At 72.4% G+C, this 16,430-nt stretch carries 16 protein-coding genes; 6 read left to right on the forward strand and 10 right to left on the reverse strand.

Annotated features, from left to right (window positions below):
* From DV20_RS30190 to DV20_RS30200, 3 genes are all read right to left on the reverse strand, one after another.
* On the reverse strand, positions 1 to 605 hold a 605-nt coding region (locus DV20_RS30190; RefSeq protein ID WP_043782207.1), incomplete at its 3' end, for a helix-turn-helix domain-containing protein.
* Positions 606 to 723: 118 nt separating this feature from the next.
* A complete protein-coding gene (locus tag DV20_RS30195; protein ID WP_043786304.1) occupies positions 724 to 2,169 on the reverse strand; it encodes an aldehyde dehydrogenase family protein in 1,446 nt (481 codons plus the stop codon).
* 55 nt (positions 2,170 to 2,224) lie between these two features.
* Positions 2,225 to 3,259 carry a zinc-dependent alcohol dehydrogenase family protein gene (locus tag DV20_RS30200; RefSeq protein ID WP_043786306.1) on the reverse strand — a complete coding sequence of 345 codons (1,035 nt, stop codon included), beginning with the start codon at positions 3,257 to 3,259 and terminating at the stop codon, positions 2,225 to 2,227.
* Positions 3,260 to 3,334: 75 nt separating this feature from the next.
* On the opposite strand from DV20_RS30200, the gene DV20_RS30205 reads away from it, so the two are divergent.
* Entirely contained in the window at positions 3,335 to 3,940 is a 606-nt protein-coding gene (locus DV20_RS30205) for a rhomboid family intramembrane serine protease (RefSeq protein ID WP_043786308.1), read from the forward strand.
* Here the strand turns inward: DV20_RS30205 and DV20_RS30210 are convergent.
* Positions 3,908 to 4,453 carry a DinB family protein gene (locus DV20_RS30210; RefSeq protein WP_043786310.1) on the reverse strand — a complete coding sequence of 182 codons (546 nt, stop codon included), beginning with the start codon at positions 4,451 to 4,453 and terminating at the stop codon, positions 3,908 to 3,910. The genes DV20_RS30205 and DV20_RS30210 overlap by 33 nt on opposite strands.
* 107 nt (positions 4,454 to 4,560) lie before the next feature.
* On the opposite strand from DV20_RS30210, the gene guaA reads away from it, so the two are divergent.
* A complete protein-coding gene (guaA, locus tag DV20_RS30215; RefSeq protein ID WP_043786312.1) occupies positions 4,561 to 6,117 on the forward strand; it encodes a glutamine-hydrolyzing GMP synthase in 1,557 nt (518 codons plus the stop codon).
* 63 nt (positions 6,118 to 6,180) lie between these two features.
* On the opposite strand, the gene DV20_RS30220 is transcribed toward guaA, so the two are convergent.
* Together DV20_RS30220 and DV20_RS30225 are read right to left on the reverse strand one after the other, a co-directional pair.
* On the reverse strand, positions 6,181 to 6,420 hold the full coding sequence (locus tag DV20_RS30220) for a hypothetical protein (RefSeq protein ID WP_043786314.1): 240 nt from the start codon (positions 6,418 to 6,420) through the stop codon (positions 6,181 to 6,183).
* Positions 6,413 to 7,693 carry a PspC domain-containing protein gene (locus DV20_RS30225; RefSeq protein ID WP_043786316.1) on the reverse strand — a complete coding sequence of 427 codons (1,281 nt, stop codon included), beginning with the start codon at positions 7,691 to 7,693 and terminating at the stop codon, positions 6,413 to 6,415. Before DV20_RS30225 ends, DV20_RS30220 begins: the two co-directional genes overlap by 8 nt.
* Positions 7,694 to 7,830: 137 nt before the next feature.
* Here DV20_RS30225 and DV20_RS30230 point away from each other — a divergent pair, with 137 nt between their 5' ends.
* From DV20_RS30230 to DV20_RS30240, 3 genes are read left to right on the forward strand one after another with little or no spacing between them, the layout of a single operon-like run.
* Positions 7,831 to 8,448 carry a restriction endonuclease gene (locus DV20_RS30230; RefSeq protein ID WP_051736201.1) on the forward strand — a complete coding sequence of 206 codons (618 nt, stop codon included), beginning with the start codon at positions 7,831 to 7,833 and terminating at the stop codon, positions 8,446 to 8,448.
* 58 nt (positions 8,449 to 8,506) lie between these two features.
* Positions 8,507 to 9,805, forward strand: a complete 1,299-nt coding sequence (locus DV20_RS30235) for an ATP-binding protein (protein ID WP_051736207.1) — start codon at positions 8,507 to 8,509, stop codon at positions 9,803 to 9,805.
* Between the two features lie 7 nt (positions 9,806 to 9,812).
* On the forward strand, positions 9,813 to 10,493 hold the full coding sequence (locus DV20_RS30240; protein WP_043786320.1) for a response regulator: 681 nt from the start codon (positions 9,813 to 9,815) through the stop codon (positions 10,491 to 10,493).
* A 4-nt stretch (positions 10,494 to 10,497) separates the two neighbouring features.
* Here the strand turns inward: DV20_RS30240 and DV20_RS30245 are convergent, their stop codons facing one another.
* Positions 10,498 to 11,466 carry a DMT family transporter gene (locus tag DV20_RS30245; RefSeq protein WP_235191013.1) on the reverse strand — a complete coding sequence of 323 codons (969 nt, stop codon included), beginning with the start codon at positions 11,464 to 11,466 and terminating at the stop codon, positions 10,498 to 10,500.
* A 104-nt stretch (positions 11,467 to 11,570) separates the two neighbouring features.
* Here DV20_RS30245 and DV20_RS30250 point away from each other — a divergent pair, with 104 nt between their 5' ends.
* Positions 11,571 to 12,479 (forward strand): LysR family transcriptional regulator, encoded by a 909-nt coding sequence (locus DV20_RS30250; protein WP_043786321.1) that lies wholly within the window; start codon positions 11,571 to 11,573, stop codon positions 12,477 to 12,479.
* Here DV20_RS30250 and DV20_RS30255 read toward each other — a convergent pair.
* The 3 genes from DV20_RS30255 to DV20_RS30265 all read right to left on the reverse strand — a co-directional run bounded on the left by DV20_RS30255 (position 12,476) and on the right by DV20_RS30265 (position 16,341).
* On the reverse strand, positions 12,476 to 13,627 hold the full coding sequence (locus tag DV20_RS30255) for a serine/threonine-protein kinase (RefSeq protein ID WP_043786322.1): 1,152 nt from the start codon (positions 13,625 to 13,627) through the stop codon (positions 12,476 to 12,478). The genes DV20_RS30250 and DV20_RS30255 overlap by 4 nt on opposite strands.
* A gap of 16 nt (positions 13,628 to 13,643) precedes the next feature.
* Entirely contained in the window at positions 13,644 to 15,266 is a 1,623-nt protein-coding gene (locus tag DV20_RS30260; protein ID WP_043786323.1) for a serine/threonine-protein kinase, read from the reverse strand.
* 253 nt (positions 15,267 to 15,519) lie between these two features.
* Positions 15,520 to 16,341 carry a hypothetical protein gene (locus tag DV20_RS30265; RefSeq protein WP_235191014.1) on the reverse strand — a complete coding sequence of 274 codons (822 nt, stop codon included), beginning with the start codon at positions 16,339 to 16,341 and terminating at the stop codon, positions 15,520 to 15,522.
* Positions 16,342 to 16,430: the final 89 nt, after the last annotated feature.

Consider the following 16,430-nt stretch of genomic DNA (forward strand, 5'->3'; position numbering starts at 1 on the left):
GCGACCGCGGTTTCCGTGGTCTCGTCGGCATGGATTTCGGTGTAGGCCAGCCTGCTGTGGTCGTCGACGGCGTTGTGCAGGTAGGCGTAGCCGTGGCCGCGTTGACCGCTGTTGCGGCGCCCGGCGGCGCGGCCGAGGGCGCGGTGGCCGCCGCCGTCGGGGATGTTGCCCAGCTTCTTGATGTCCACGTGGACCAGGTCGCCGGGGGCGGGGTGTTCGTAGCGGCGGATCGGGGTGGCGGTGGCTCGGTCGAGGTGTGTCAGCCGGGCCAGCCGGTAGCGGGTCAGGATTCGGTGCACCGTGGAGGGGTTGAGGCCGAGCAGGTAGGCGATCCGCGCGGGTCCCCACCGGCGGATCACCCGGACCTTGATGACTCGCCGCTCGGTCCGCGTCGGTGTCCGGGCCGGACTGGTGCGGGGGCGGCTGGACCGGTCGGCCATGCCGGCTTCGCCGAGGTCGCGGTAGCGGCCGGCCCAGCGGGCGGCGGTGGAGACCGACACCTGGAACCGTTCCGCGGCCCGTCGTAGCGGCCAGCCGTCCTCGACCACACAACGGGCCAGGCGCAGTCTGCCGGTTGGGGTGAGGGGTGCGTTAGCGTGGATCACGAGGGCCTCCGTGAGGCGGGGTAGACGTCGCAATCCACACCGAACCCAGAGGCCCTCCCTCACACCAAGATCATCCAATCACGTGTCACCACGATCGCAACCTCCCCGGGCACTACACCTAGAGGTCGATGCCCGTGAACACGGTGACGCGTTCCTCCGTCAGGTCGTGCATGGCCGCGAGGACGCCTTCGCGGCCGACGCCGGAGCCCTTCACCCCGCCGTAGGGCATCTGGTCGGCGCGGTAGGACGGGACGTCGCCGATGATCACGCCGCCGACCTCCAGTTCCGCCGACGCGTGGAACGCCAGCTGGACGTCGGTGGTGAACACGCCAGCCTGCAGGCCGTACGCGGAGGCGTTGACCGAGCGGAAGGCCTCGTCGACGCCGTCCACAATGGACACAGCGAGGACTGGGCCGAAGATCTCCTCGGTCCAGGCCTTCGTGTCCGGCGGGACGTCGGCCAGCAGCGTCGGGGCGACGGTCGCGCCGTCGCGGGTGCCGCCGGTGAGCACCTTCGCGCCCGCCGCGACGGCTTCGTCGATCCACGCGACGATCCGCTCGGCGGCGGCTTCGTCGACCACCGGGCCGACGTCGGTGTTGCGGTCGTACGGGTCGCCGGTCCGCTGCGCCTCGACGGCTTCCACCAGCGCGGGCACGAACTCCTCGGCCACGGCGGCGTCCACGATCACCCGCTGCACCGCGATGCAGGACTGGCCGGCCTGGTAGTTGCCGAAGGTGGCGATCCGGTGTGCGGCGCCCTCGGGGTCGGGCCAGTCGCGCAGCACGACGGCCGCCGCGTTGCCGCCGAGTTCGAGCACGACGTGCTTGCGCGGCGCGGCGTCCTTGAGCTGCCAGCCGACCGGGCCGGAGCCGGTGAACGACACGACCGGCAGCCGCGGGTCGGCGACGAGGGCTTGTGTTTGTTCGTTTCCCAGCGGCAGCACGGAAAACGCGCCTTCCGGCAGGTCCGTCTCGGCGAGGATCTCGCCGAGGACCAGCGCCGACAGCGGCGTCCGCGGCGCGGGCTTGACGATGATCGGCGCGCCGATCGCCAGCGACGGCGCGACCTTGTGCGCCACCAGGTTGAGCGGGAAGTTGAACGGCGCGATGCCGAGCACCGGGCCGCGCGGGACGCGGCGGGTCAGCGCCAGCCGCGCCTCGCCCGCGGGGTCGGTGTCGAGGCGCTGGACTTCGCCGGTGAAGCGGCGGGCCTCCTCGGCGGCGATCCGGAACACCGACACCGCGCGGTTCACCTCGGCTTCGGCCCACTTGAGCGGTTTGCCGTTCTCGGCGGTGATCACCTCGGCGATCTCCTCGGCGCGCGCGGCGAGCACGCGGGAGACGTGGTCGAGCGCCCCGGCCCGCAGGTGCGCGGGGCTGCGCCGGAACTCCTTGGCGACCGCGGCCGCGGCGGCCACCGCGCGTTCGACCTGGTCCGGCCCGGGCACGGCGACCGTGGCGACCTCGCTGCCGTCGTACGGGTGGTGCACGACGAGGGTGGTGGCGCCCGGCTCCGGGCGGCCGGCGATCCAGGCGGGGCGCGGCTCGGGGGTGATCATGTCCATGCGTACCAACGTAATCCGGGTAGGGGCTCGGCCGGCGGACCCCCACCCGGACGGGTCACGGCTTGATGAGCACCTTCAGCGCTTCGCGGTCCGCCATCGCGCGGTAGCCGGCGGGGATCCCGTCGACGTCGATGGTGCGGTCGAAGACCTTGCCGGGCTGGTACTTGCCGTCGAGGACGTCCGGCAGCAGCTCGGGGATGTAGTGCCGCGCCGGGGCGACGCCGCCGGTGACGGTGATGTTGCGCCGGAACAGCGTGGGGCCGATCGGGCCTTCTTCGTACTGCGGGACGCCGACGCGGCTGACCGCGCCGCCCGCGCGCACGACGCCGACGGCCATCTCGAAGGCGGGCTTCGTGCCGACGCATTCGAGGACGGCGTGCGTGCCTTCGCCGCCGGTCAGTTCGCGCACCTTCGCGATGCCTTCTTCGCCGCGCTCGGCGACGACGTCGGTCGCGCCGAACTCGCGGCCGAGGTCGGTCCGCGCCTGGTGACGTCCCATGAGGACGATCCGCTCGGCGCCGAGGCGCTTCGCGGCGAGGACGGCGGAGAGGCCGACAGCGCCGTCGCCGATCACGGTGACGTTCTGGCCGGCGCTCACGCGGGCCTTCGTCGCGGCGTGGTGGCCGGTCGGGAAGACGTCCGACAGCGTGAGCAGCGACGCGAGCAGCCCGTCGTCTTCGGTGTGCGGCACCTTGACGAGGGTGCCGTCGGCCTGCGGCACGCGCACGGCCTCGCCCTGGCCGCCGTCGACGCCGTTCGCGCCCCAGAACCCGCCGTGCACGCAGGAGGTCTGCAGGCCTTCGCGGCAGAACTGGCAGGTGTTGTCGGAGTAGACGAAGGGCGCGATGACGAGGTCGCCCTTGGCCACGGTGGTGACGTCCGGGCCGGTCTCCTCGACGATGCCGAGGAATTCGTGCCCGATGCGGCGGCCGTGCTCGCTCGGCGCCATGTCGGCGTACGGCCAGAGGTCGCTGCCGCAGATGCAGGACCGCACGACCCGCAGGATGACGTCGGTCGGCTCCACCAGCTTCGGGTCGGGGACGGTCTCCACCCGCACGTCGCCGGCGCCGTAAATGACTGTCGCTCGCATGCATGTGCCTTTCCCTGGGCGGACCGTGACAAACGTCGGGGGTGCGACGGCGGTGGCGCGCCTAGATTTTCGTCCATGACCACGCGCACCGCATCCCGCAACCCGTTCGTGGCGCTCGCTCCGGTGCGCCGCCGCCCGTACCTGACCGCCGTGATCTTCGCCGTGACGCTGGCCTGCGGAATCGCGCAGCTGGTCCACCCGCCGTTGTACGACGCGATGCACCGCGACGCGGCCCGCATCGACGCGGGCGAGTGGTACCGCCTGGTCACCGGCATGTTCTTCCAGGACGCGTGGGCGTTCGGCCTGGTCTTCAACCTGGCGTGGCTGGCGGTGTTCGGCATCCTCGCCGAGCGCGTCTTCGGCCGCGTCCGCTGGCTCGTCCTGTACTTCACCTGCGGTCTGTTCGGCCAGGTCATGAGCTACGTCTGGCTCAACCCGGTGGGCGCGGGCAACTCGATGTGCACCGCCGGCCTGATCGGCGGCCTCGCGGCCGTGGCCATGGTGGCGTCGCGCCGTTACGGCGTGGTGCTGCCGGTCCAGTTCCGGATCATGGCCTTCGCGGTGCCGGTGCTGGCCGTGGCCGACACGCTCGTGCACGACAACCACGGCCTGCCCGCGCTGCTCGGCCTGGCCCTGGGCTTCCTGCTGCTACCGGCTCCGGTACAGGTCGCGCAGCAGTAGGACCTCGGCGCAGTGGTGGATCATCTCGCGGTGGATGTGCAGCACCAGCGTCGCCATCGGGTACTGCGCGTACGGGCCCTCCGCAGGCCCGCACGGCCGCGCCAACGCCTCTTCGTCGAGCGACTGCACTCCGGCGACCCACTGCGCGTAGAGCTTGTCGAGCTCCGCAAGCGCTTCGGCGGCCGTCCCCGGGTAGGGGTAGGTGTCGTAGCCGATCGGCGCGCCGCCGAAGTGGGAGCCGATCCGCGCGCCCAGCACCCCGACCAGGATGTGCCCGAGCCGCCAGGCGATCGTCGTGACCGGTGGCGGGACCGGCTCCGGGAACGCGAAGTCGATGGTGAACGGGCCCGTGCCCGGCTCGTCGTCCGACTTGCGCGGCCGCACGGTCCAGCAGGTCGCGACCGGCTCCCAGAAGTACTCGTCGTCGGTGAGCCCTTCGAACTTCGGGCGCGTGTGCACCTTCCAGTGGAAGTCGAGCTGATCGGTCAGTTCCTTGGTCCAGTTCACAGCCATACCGCGCACCGTATGCGCGATTCAGGACAGAACCGGCCCTGAATCCGGGGTGACCCGGCCCACCTGGGACGATGGCGGGGAACCCACTTCTCGTCTGGAGGCGCCAGGTGCCCAACCCCACCGGTCCGGTTCTCGTCGTGGACTTCGGGGCGCAGTACGCGCAGCTGATCGCCCGGCGCGTCCGCGAGGCACAGATCTACTCGGAGGTCGTGCCGCACAGCGCGTCCACCGAAGAGATCCTCGCGAAGAACCCCGCGGCCATCATCCTTTCCGGTGGTCCTTCGAGCGTGTACGCCGAAGGCGCCCCGGGCATGGACCCGAAGCTCACCGAAGCGGGCGTGCCGATGTTCGGCATCTGCTACGGCCACCAGCTGCTGGCCAGCGCGCTCGGCGGGGTCGTCGAGCCGACCGGCGTCCGCGAGTTCGGCCGCACCGAGGTCCGCGTGACCGGTGACGGCGGTGTCCTGCACGCCGGCCTGCCCGCGCACCAGCCCGCGTGGATGAGCCACAACGACAGCGTCACCAAGGCCCCGGAGGGCGCGGTCGTCACCGCGTCGTCGGACGGCGCCGCGGTCGCCGGCTTCGAAGACGTCAAGCGCCGCTTCGCCGGCGTCCAGTACCACCCGGAGGTCGCGCACTCGCCGCACGGCCAGGAGGTGCTGCGCCGGTTCCTGCGCGACATCGCCGGGATCGAGCCGCAGTGGACGACGTCGTCGATCGTCGAGGAGCAGGTCCGGCGGATCAGCGACCAGATCGGCGACGGCCGCGCGATCTGCGGCCTGTCCGGCGGCGTCGACTCCGCGGTCGCGGCCGCGCTGGTGCAGCGCGCCATCGGCGACCGGCTGACCTGCGTGTTCGTCGACCACGGCCTGCTGCGCGCGGGCGAGCGCACCCAGGTCGAGCAGGACTTCGTCTCGGCCACCGGCGTCAACCTGATCACCATCGACGCCCGCGAGCGGTTCCTGGACGCGCTGGCCGGGGTCACCGACCCGGAGCAGAAGCGCAAGATCATCGGTCGCGAGTTCATCCGCGTCTTCGAGCAGGCCGAGCGCGACCTCAAGGCCCAGGGCGACTACCGCTTCCTGGTCCAGGGCACGCTGTACCCGGACGTCGTCGAGTCCGGTGGCGGCGAGGGCACGGCGAACATCAAGAGCCACCACAACGTCGGCGGCCTGCCGGACGACCTGCAGTTCGAGCTGGTCGAGCCGCTGCGGCTGCTGTTCAAGGACGAGGTCCGCCGAGTGGGCCTGGAGCTGGGACTGCCCGAGACGATCGTGCAGCGCCAGCCCTTCCCCGGCCCCGGCCTGGGCATCCGCATCATCGGCGCGGTCGACCAGGAGCGCCTCGACACCCTCCGCGCGGCCGACCTGATCGCCCGCGAGGAGCTCACGGCGGCCGGGCTGGACCGCGACATCTGGCAGTGCCCGGTGGTGCTGCTGGCCGACGTCCGCAGCGTCGGCGTCCAGGGCGACGGCCGGACCTACGGGCACCCGGTGGTGCTGCGGCCGGTGTCGTCGGAGGACGCGATGACCGCGGACTGGACGCGCCTGCCCTACGAGGTCCTGGAGCGGATTTCCACGCGCATCACCAACGAGGTCGCGGAGGTCAACCGGGTGGTACTGGACGTGACGTCCAAGCCGCCGGGCACCATCGAGTGGGAGTGACCCGCCCCTAGACAGGACTGGAGGCCCCGGCGTGGGATCCGGGGCCTCCAGTGTTCCGGTGGTTCAGCGACGCCGCTTGCCGCCGAAGGACGCCGCGAGGAGCAGCACGCCCACGAACACCGCGCCGCCGGCGATCACCCAGCGGAAGTCGAACGAGGGCAGCCAGCTCGCGCCGTCCGAGAGGACGTACGCCGACACCAGCAGCGTCGCGATCCCGACGACCAGGGTGAAGACGTCCAGGCCGCGCTTGGCGGGCTGGGTCTCGGCCGGGTTGTCGTAGGCGTAGGGGTTCTGGTCAGGCACGCCGCACCTCCACGTTGCCCACGCTGTTGGTGACCTTCAGGGTGATCTTCTGGCCGCCGGGGCCGTCGGCGCCGTTGTCGGTGCCGATCAGGGCTTCCTGGTCGACGCCGTCGCTCGAGCGGCCGAAGCACAACGCCTCACCCGCGCCGGTGTGGCAGTCGAAGGTGACGTCCGCGGTCTCCGGCACGATGACCGTGGTGTCGCCCGCGCCGTTGGACACGGTCGTCGAGTACGGCGCTCCGGCGGGCAGCTTGGTCAGGTCGAGGCGGATGTCGCCGGCCGCGTGCTGGTAGAGCGGCTTCAGCTCGGTCAGCGACTGCGGGACCGGGTCGAGGTCGCCGACCCCGCCGCGGACGTCGAAGTCCTTGAACGGCGCGGTCGTCAGGACCATGCCGGCGATGGCCAGCGGGATGGCGAGGCCGACCAGCCCGCGCCCGCCGCCGGCGAACGCGCCGGCGACCAGGCCGATGCCGACCACGCCGAGCACCAGTCCGACGATGTGCTGCGCGTCGAACCAGGCGACGCCGTTGAGGGCCGCCAGCACACCGGCGCCGGCGGTCACCACGGCCAGCGCGAAGGTCGCCGAGCCGATCTTCGACCGATGACGCCGTTGCGGCGCCTGGAACGAAGGCATCGGCCGCGGCGGCTCCGGGGGCCGCGGGGCTTCGGGGAGGTCCCACCCGGCCGGATCGGCGGCGAGCGGGTCCCAGCCGCGCGCCGGCGACGGCGCCTCGGCGGTGTCGGTCATGGTGAAGGCTCCGTTTCCGGTGAAGGCCGGGTACGACGTCCGCGCGACAACCGGCGCGGGGCGGTTCTCGTGGCCGCGGCTGCGGTGCAGCAGGTAGAGGGCGGCGGCGATGAGGGCGCAGCTGATGAGCCCGCCGCCGTCGAACCAGGAGCCGCTGATCGAGCCCCCGGCGCTGAGCACGGTGAGGACGATGAGCACGACGGCGAACGCGGGCGACACCGAAGACCGGCCACGCCCGATGAGGCTTTCGAAGCCGGAGACCTCGTCCCCTTCGCCGGGCAGGAACAGCCACCCCAGCAGGTAGAAGGGAACGCCGAAGCCACCGAAGATCGTCGTGACGACCAGGGCGATCCGCACGACGACGGGATCAACCCCGTACCGCCGCCCCACGGCGGCGGCCACCCCGGCCAGCTTCCGCCCGGAGTGCGGCCGCCGGGGCCGGCTGACCCAGAAGTCCTTGACGGTCTCCTCGAAGCCGTTCAGGGCGCCCGGCTTCGGCGACCGGGTTTCGCTCGCACCACTCATACCGAGAAGCATGCGGCACTCGCCGTGGCGGGACATCCGGGATGGTCCCTGAGGTTTCCCGGAGAGGGACGCCGGCGTAACAGGCGGCTGCCGGGCGCGACCTCTGTTCCGGATCCAGTGCGGAGGAGGAAGCTGCGATGGCCCGTAGGAAGAAGGCGGCCGCCACCCAAGGCGGTGCCGTGGCCGGGATCGCCGTGGCCGGCGTGGTGGTGCTCACCATCGCGAAGTTCGTCGCGGCCCACCCGGTCGCCTCGCTCGCCGGGTGCACCGCGGTGCTCGGTGCGGTGATCTGCGGGACCGTGCTGTGGCGGCGGCGGAAGGCACGCGAAGCGCGGCGGGCGTGGGAAATCGAGTTCGCCCGGTCCCAGGAGATCGCTCGCTACCACGCGATGGCACCCGACGAGTTCGAGCGCGCCCTCGCCTTCCTCTGCTCGCGGGACGGCTGCTCGCAGGCGACGGTCACGGGCCGCGCGGGTGACCTGGGCGCGGACGTCACCGCGTACGCACCCGACGGGCGCAAGATCGTCCTGCAGGCCAAGCGGTACGGCGGCACCTCCAAGGTCACCGGCCCGGATCTGCAGCGCTTCGGCGGTACCTGCTTCACCGTGCACGGCGCGGGCGTCGCCGCCGTGGTGACCACTTCGACGTTCACGAAGCAGGCGCGGCAGTACGCCGCCCACCACGGGATCCGCCTGCTCGACGGGCCCGGCCTCGCCGCCTGGGCCGGCCGGACCGGACCGGCTCCCTGGCACTGACGCGGGGGCACCGGATCAGGGACTTCCCCGATGGAACCGCACCCCGGCCCGTGTGACCATGGACGGCGTGCAGGAGTCCCTCGACCACGTCACCGCCGAGCAGGCGATCGCCACCGCGGAACCGGCCGCGCCCAAGATGTTCCGGCGCCGGTCCGGGCGGGCCATCGCCGGTGTCGCCGGGGGGCTCGCCGATCACCTCGGCGTGCCGGTCCTCTGGGTGCGGACGGCGTTCGCGTTGCTCGCCGCGCTCAACGGCGCCGGCCTGCTCGCCTACGGTCTCCTCTGGGTCTTCGTCCAGCAGCAGTCCGAAGAAGCCGCGGACGCGCCGAAGCCGAAGGAACGGCAGCAGGCGTTCGGCCTGATCGCGCTGGGCGTCGGCCTCGCCGTCGCCAGCGGGACGCTCACCGGGTTCATCAGCGGGTGGGTCGCGGTGCCCCTCGCCGTCGCCATGATCGGTCTCGCGGTCGTCTGGCGGGAGGCCGACGAGTCGCAGCGCCGCCGTTGGCGGGTCGGGGCGAAGGACGGCTTCGCGGGCGCTTTCCTCGGCGGGGGCGGCTGGTCGGCCGCCATCCGGATCGTCGCCGGCGTCGCGCTGGTGATCACCGGCATCACTGTCGTCGTGCTGCGCAGCGGCACCCTCGACCAGGTCCAGTTCGCGCTCATCGCCGTCATCGCCACCCTGATCGGGGTCGCCGTGCTGACCGTGCCGTTCTGGCTGCGGCTGGTCCGGGACCTCTCCGACGAGCGCAAGGCCCGCATCCGCACCGACGAACGCGCCGAGATCGCCGCCCACCTGCACGACTCGGTGCTGCAGACCCTCGCGTTGATCCAGAAGCAGAGCGAGTCGCCGCGCGAGGTCGCCAGGCTGGCCCGCAGCCAGGAACGCGAGCTGCGCGGCTGGCTGTACGGCGCGGGTGGCTACGGCAAGCCGGGCGAGAAGGCCGAGGAAGCGACCGGTCTGCTGTCCGAAGCGCTCGCGACGGCGTGCGGCGAGGTCGAGGACACTTTCGCGATCTCGGTCGGCCAGGTCGTCGTCGGCGACGCCGAACTCGACGAAGCACTGGTCGCGCTCGTGCAGGCCGCGCGCGAAGCCATCGTGAACGCGGCCAAGCACGCGGGTGTCGACGAGGTCAGCGTCTTCGCCGAGGTCGAGCCGACGGCGGTGACGGTGTTCGTCCGCGACCGCGGCAAGGGCTTCGACCCCGACCTCGTCCCGGACGACCGTCACGGCCTCGCCGACTCGATCCGCGGCCGGATGACCCGTCACGGCGGCACGTGCAAGGTCCGGACGGCACCGGGCGAGGGCACCGAGGTGCAGCTCGCCATGCCGGTGAAAGCGGGCAAGGGAGCGGCGTGAGGCGGCTATGCTCGACGACGTGACGGACAACCAGCGTGAACCGGTCAAGGTGTTCCTCGTCGACGACCACGCGTTGTTCCGCGCCGGGGTGCGCACCGAGCTGGATTCGATCACCGACGAGGTGCGCGTGGTCGGCGAAGCCGGCTCGGTGGCCGAAGCGGTGGCGGGCATCGCCCGCACGAAGCCCCAGGTGGTGCTGCTCGACGTCCACATGCCCGACGGCGGCGGCGCCGAAGTGCTGCGCCGGATCCGCCCGGAGCTCCCGGACGTGGTGTTCCTGGCCCTGTCGGTCTCGGACGCGGCGGAGGACGTCATCGCGGTCATCCGGGCGGGCGCCCGCGGCTACGTCACGAAGACGATCTCGTCGAAGGAACTGGTCCGGGCCGTGGTCCGCGTGTCCGACGGCGACGCGGTGTTCTCCCCGCGCCTGGCGGGCTTCGTGCTGGACGCGTTCGCGGACCGCCCGGGTTCGGCGCCGATCAACGACCCGGAGCTGGACCTGCTGACCCCCCGCGAACGCGACGTCCTGCGGCTGCTGGCGCGCGGGTACGCGTACAAGGAGATCGCGTCGGAGCTGTTCATCTCGGTGAAGACGGTGGAGACGCACGTTTCGAGCGTGCTGCGGAAGACCCAGCTTTCGAACCGCTACGAGCTCTCCCGCTGGGCCTCCGACCGCCGCCTCGTCTGAAGACTCAGTCCGCCAGGGGAGCGAGAGGCCGCGGCGCGCGCCCGGCGGTGTCGTCACCAAGCCCCTCCGCTTGGTCGCCGGGTGCCTCCACGGCCCCTCGCTCCGGCTTCTGAAGCCGCGTCAGGGCCACTCCGCCCAGCACGACCACCATCCCCGCGATCACCCGCAGGTGCAGCTGCTCACCCAGGAACACCGCGCCGAGCAGCACCGACACCACCGGCAGCAGGTACCCCACCACCGACGCCGCCACCGCGCCCTCGCTCGCCAGCAGCTGGTAGTTGAGCGCGAACGCGATCCCCGTCGAACCGATGCCCAGCACCAGCACCGCCAGCAACGGCCCCGTGGACACGTGCACCGGCGTCAGCCCGCCCACCGGCACGGCCAGCAGCAGCATCCCGCTGGCCAGGATCATCTGCCCGGCCGCGATCGCGTACGGCGAAGACGTCGAAGACGACAGGTACTTGCCCTCGTAGACGAACGCGAAGCCGTAGCTCGCCGCCGCCGCGAGGCAGGCCAGCGCGCCCCAGCTCAGCAGGCCGGACGCCTGCCAGGGCGCGAAGATCAGCAGGATCCCGCCGAGACCGACGACCAGCCCCGCCAAGCGCGTCCCCGTCATCCGCGACGATGTCCCCATCATCGGCGCCGCGAGCAGCACCCACAGCGGCGTCGTCGAGTTCAGGACGCCGGTGATGCCCGAATCGACCGTCGTCTCGCCGATCGCGAACAGCAGGAACGGCAGCGCGTTGTGGAAGAACGCCGCGACCGCCAGGTGTCCCCACATCCGGCGGTCGCGCGGCAGCCGGGCGCGCTGCAGCCGGCACAGCACCAGCAGCATGACGGCGCCGAGCACCAGCCGTGCCAGCACCAGCTGCACCGGCGAGAACATCCCCAGTCCCAGCTTGATCCAAAAGAAGCTCGAGCCCCACATCAGCGCCAGCGCACCGATCCTGAGCAGGGTCTTCGTCTCGCCCACCCCAGTCCTCCTTCGACAGCCGATGCCAGCTTCGCCCGGACCAGAAGTAAGGACAAGCGAAATTAACTGCATGAACACTTAAGCTGAGCTGTACGATTCGAGGCATGCTCGACGTCCGCCGCATGCAGGTCCTCCGCGCCGTCATCACCAGCGGGTCGATCACGGCCGCGGCCCGCAACCTCGGCTACACGCCGTCCGCGATCAGCCAGCAGCTGTCCGCGCTGGAACGCGAGGCCGGCACCGAGCTGCTCGAACGCGTCGGGCGCGGCGTCCGGCCGACACCGGCGGGCTCGCTGCTGTCCGAGCACGCCGAGACGCTCAGCGCCGAGCTCGCCAAGGCCGAAGCGGCCCTGACCGAGCTCAAGGAGGGCCGCATCGGCCGCGTCTCGATCCGCTACTTCGCCACGGCGGGCGCGTCGCTGGTCCCGCCCGCGATCGCCGCGGTCCGCCGCGAGCACCCCGGCGTCCGCCTCGACCTCAAGCTCGTCGAACCCGACGACCCGATGATGGACGTCGAAGCGGGCAACGCCGACGTCGCGATCACCGTCTTCCCGCGCAAGACCCCGCCCGGCAAGGGGGTCGAGCTGGTGCACCTGCTCGACGACCCGTACCGGGCCGTGCTGCCGAAGACCCACCCGCTGGCGCGCAAGCGCGTGCTGGACCTGACGGAGTTCGCCGAGGAGCCGTGGGTCGGCGTCGACGGCCTCCCCGGCGTCTGCCGCGACATCCTGGACAGCGCCTGCGCCTCGGCCGGCTTCACGCCCAACATCGTCGTCGAGTCGGAGGACTACCAGACGGCGCTGGGTTTCGTCGCCGCCGGCATCGGCGTCGGGCTGATCCCGGAACTCGGGCTCGGGATCGGCGCGCAGCACCCCGGCGTGGTCGTCCGCCGGCTCCGCAACCCCGAGCCGGTCCGCGCGATCCACGCCGCGGTCGCGTCGCGGTCCTGGAACCACCCGGCCGTCCGCACGCTGCTGGAGGCCATGCGCTCGGCGACCGCCAAGGTGGCCTAGACGAAGAACAGCTCCGCGGCGAGGATGCCGACCAGCACGGCCGCGAGAATCGCGGCCACGGTGATCAGCGTCTTCTTCGACACCGGCAGGTTCCACTCCTCCTCCGCCGACGGCGGCTGAGCAGCGGGCGGCGGCGCGTACTGCGTCGCCTGGTGGACCGGGGGGATCTGCTGCGTCGCGCCCTGCGGGTAGCCGGGCGGCGGCGTCAGCGGGATCTGCTGCTGGAACTGCGGTCCCGACGGCGGCATCGGGCCGGCCGGGTGCGGGCCCGACGGCGGCATCGGCGCGACCGGGTGCGGGCCCGGCGGCGGCATCGGGGGGCCGCCCGGTCCCGCCGGCCAGCCGACGGGCATGGTCGGCATCGCCGGCGCGGTCGGCGGGATGAAGGCCGTTTCGCGGCCTTCGGTGATCGCCTTCAGCGAGTGGACGGTGTCCGCCATGGTCGGCCGCGTGTTCGGGTCCGCGCGCAGCATCTTGCGCAACGCCTCGGTCAGGACACCCGAGTTCCGCGGCGGGCGCTCGGACGACTGGCCGTCGTCCCCGAACGGCGGCACGCCCTCCACCGCGGTGTACAGCGTCGCGCCGAGGGAGAAGACGTCCGCCGCGGGCGTGCCCGGCAACCCGCGGGCGACCTCGGGCGCGACGTACGCCGGGCTCGGCCCGCCGCCGCTGATGCCGATGTCGGTGAGCTTCACGCCGCCGTCGTCGGCCAGCAGCACCGTGCCCGGCTCCAGCGTGCGGTGCACGAACCCGGCCGCGTGGATGGCCGCCAGCGCGTCGCCGAGCTGGATGCCCAGCTGCGCCGCCTGGTCGGGGGTGAGCCTGCCGTGCTCGGCGAGGAACGTCGCCATGCTCCGCGAGGGGATGTACTCCATCACCAGCCAGACGTCCTGGCCGTCCGGCAGCACGTCGAACACCTTGATCGCGCACGGGTGCTCGATCCGGGCCGCGTCCTTGCCCTCCTGCATGGCGGCGGCGCGCGCCTGCTCGGCCCGCTCGCCCGCGCCGACCGGCAGGTACATCCGCTTCATCGCGACGGTGCGGAACAGCCGCGTGTCGAACGCCAGCCACACGATGCCCGCGCGGCCGCGGCCGATCGGCTGGTCCAGCCGGAACCGGCCGCCGACGATGGTGCCTTCAGAACTCAAGACTGACCTCGGGGCATCAGGGGTTGGTGGCGACCGAGCTGGAAGTCGGCGGCTCCTCAGACGACGAACTCGCCGGGGGCTCGGAAGTCGGGGTCGTCGTCTTCGGCGCCGTCGACCTCGGCGTGGTCGACGCCGGTTCGGTGTTCCGCGACGTCGTCGCCCGCTTCGACGTCGAGCTCGTCTCCGTCACCGGAGGCGGCACGTCGGCCGTGCTGACCTCGTCCTCCGTCGTCGGCGTCGGCGTGTCCGACGTCGCGACGGGCGACGGCTTGCTGCTGGACACCGGCGCGGCCGGCGCCTCCGGGTTGTTCGGGCTGAGCAGCCACACGACCAGCGCGACCAGGCCCACGACCACGATGCCGCCGATGATGGCCGGGCGCTTCCACGCGCCGGGCTTGCCGTCGTCCTCGTCGACCGGGCTCATCTGCGGACGCGACCGGGCCGGGGGCGGCGGCGCGGGTTCGTCGTCGTAGTCGTCGTAGTCGTCCTCGTACCCGCCGCGCTCGTGCGGCGGCACCGGCACCGCGCGGGTGGCGGCCAGCCCGGGCGGCACGCCCCCGGCCGCGTGGTCGTCCTCGTAGCGGCCGTACCCGTCGTAGTCGTCCTCCGGGTAGCCGGTGGCCTCCGGGTAGTCGTCCTCGTCGTAGTACGGCACGGCCTGCGTCGGGGCTCCGCCGCCGAGCAGCGTGCCCGAGTGACCCGCGGAGATGTCGTCGAACATCTGCGTCGCGTTCGGGTCGGCGACGGCGGCCGCGCCGAGGACGCCGGCGGACGGCGCCATCATGGTCTCGTCCGCCGGGCCGCCGAGCGGCGTCTCGCCGCGGGCGACGGCCGCCAGCAGCTCTTCGCACTCTTCGGCGGTCGGCCGGTGCTCGACTTCCGGGTGCAGCAGCACGGCCAGCACGCTGGCCAGCGGCCCGGACTGGCGTGGCGGGTTGATCTGCCCGGCCGCGACCGCGTGCAGCAGGCTCAGCGTGTTCTCCGACAGCCCGAACGGCGGCTGGCCCTCGCACGCCGCGTACAGCGTCGAGCCGAGGGAGAAGACGTCGGACTCCGGCCCGGGCTCGCCGCCGATGGCGACCTCGGGGGCCAGGTAGGCGGGCGTGCCGGCGATCATCCCGGTCTTGGTGACCGTGACGTCGTCCTTGGCGCGTGAGATGCCGAAGTCGGTGATCTTCACGACGCCGTTGGCGCCGAGCAGGATGTTGCCCGGCTTGATGTCGCGGTGGACGATGCCGACCGCGTGGGCCTCGCGCAGCGCCGCGGCGACCTGGGCGCCGATGCGCGCCACCTCGGTCGGCGGCAGCGTGCGGCGCTCCTGCAGCACGGCGGCCAGGCTGGTGGAGTTGAGGTACTCCATGATCAGGCACGGCTGGCCGCTGTCGTCGGTGACGACGTCGAAGACGGAGATCGCGTTGGGGTGGTGCAGCCGGGCCGCGATCCGGCCCTCGCGCATCGTCCGCTGGCGGGCGTCCTCGGCGTCGTGCTCGTCCAGGTGCGGCTGGAGCAGGAGCTGCTTGATGGCCACGGTGCGGCCCAGGACCTCGTCGTGAGCCTGCCAGACGGCCCCCATCGCGCCCGTGCCGATCCGGCCGACGATGCGGTATCGATCGGCGACCAGACGACCCTCGTCGCTCACGCGACCTCCCTTTGGGCTCCGGCTTCACCAGGGCGTGCGGATCGGTGCCTGGTGACGCGGCCACGAGCACGCCGCTTCGCTGGAGCGTATGCACATGTCGTGGGCTCTGAGCCGGTCTTCCCGAGACCGGCCCGTGACAAGGCTAGGCGCTCACTCTGCGCACACGAAATCGGCACGGGCACTTGAACCAGGGGTGAAGGGGTGATCGCGGTGGGCTACATGTACTGGGCCGAGACGAGCTCGGCTTCGGTGATCAACCCGCCGGTGCGGCGACCCGGAACAGCTGGGTGACGCGCACCAGCGCGCCGTCCGGCCGGTGCAGCGTCGCGACCGCGAGGATCGAGCCGTCCGGCTTGATCTGCGTGTCGGACTCCTGGACGTCGATGGCGTCCATCGCGCTCCAGGTGCGGACCAGCTCGCCGGCCGTGCCGTCGACCAGCGCCGGGCTCAGCAGCGCCAGCGCGCCCGCCGAATCGCGGGCGATCTTGGCGTAGAAGTCCTTGACGGCCTGAATCTTGCGGCTCGCGCTGCGGGCGTCGGCGGCCTTGTCCGGGACCGGGGTGGCGGCGGCCTGCGTCGGCTGCGTCCGCGGCGTGCCGTTCGCCGGCTGGGCGGACGGCGTGTCCTCGACGGTCGTGCCCGGCGTGGCCGGGCTGTGCTGCTCCGGCGCGCTGCCGCCGGCCTGGTGCTGCGGGACGGCGAGACCGCCGAGTTCGGCGGCGCCGGTGAACCCGGCGGGCGTGGCCTGGCCACCGGAAGGCGAAGCGGCGCGGTGCGAACTGGTGAGCATCGGCGCGGCGATCACCGCACCGGCGACGAGCGCGCCGGCGGCGACCAGCCCGGTCAGCTTCGCGCGGCGCGCGAACCGGCTTTCCGGCTCGCCGGCGTCTTCGGCCTGCTCCGGCTCACGGACCGGCTCGGTCCGCGACGGCAGGAACCGTTGCGGGTCGCGGAACACCTGCTCGAGATGGTGGCGGTCGGCGTCGGCGACGCCGTCCAGGATCTCGGCCGGGATGACGTCCTCGACGCGGACGGCGTGAGGTGACTCACGTCGTGTGCGCTGCCGATCAAGCACGAAAGTCCTCGCTCTGGGTTCCGGGGACGGTCACTCGGCCGTTCGGCCGGGTTCCCGTTGGTCCGGGCGGCCGACTCGTGGCCGGTTTC

This window comes from Amycolatopsis rifamycinica (assembly GCF_000695625.1).
Classification (GTDB): domain Bacteria; phylum Actinomycetota; class Actinomycetes; order Mycobacteriales; family Pseudonocardiaceae; genus Amycolatopsis; species Amycolatopsis rifamycinica.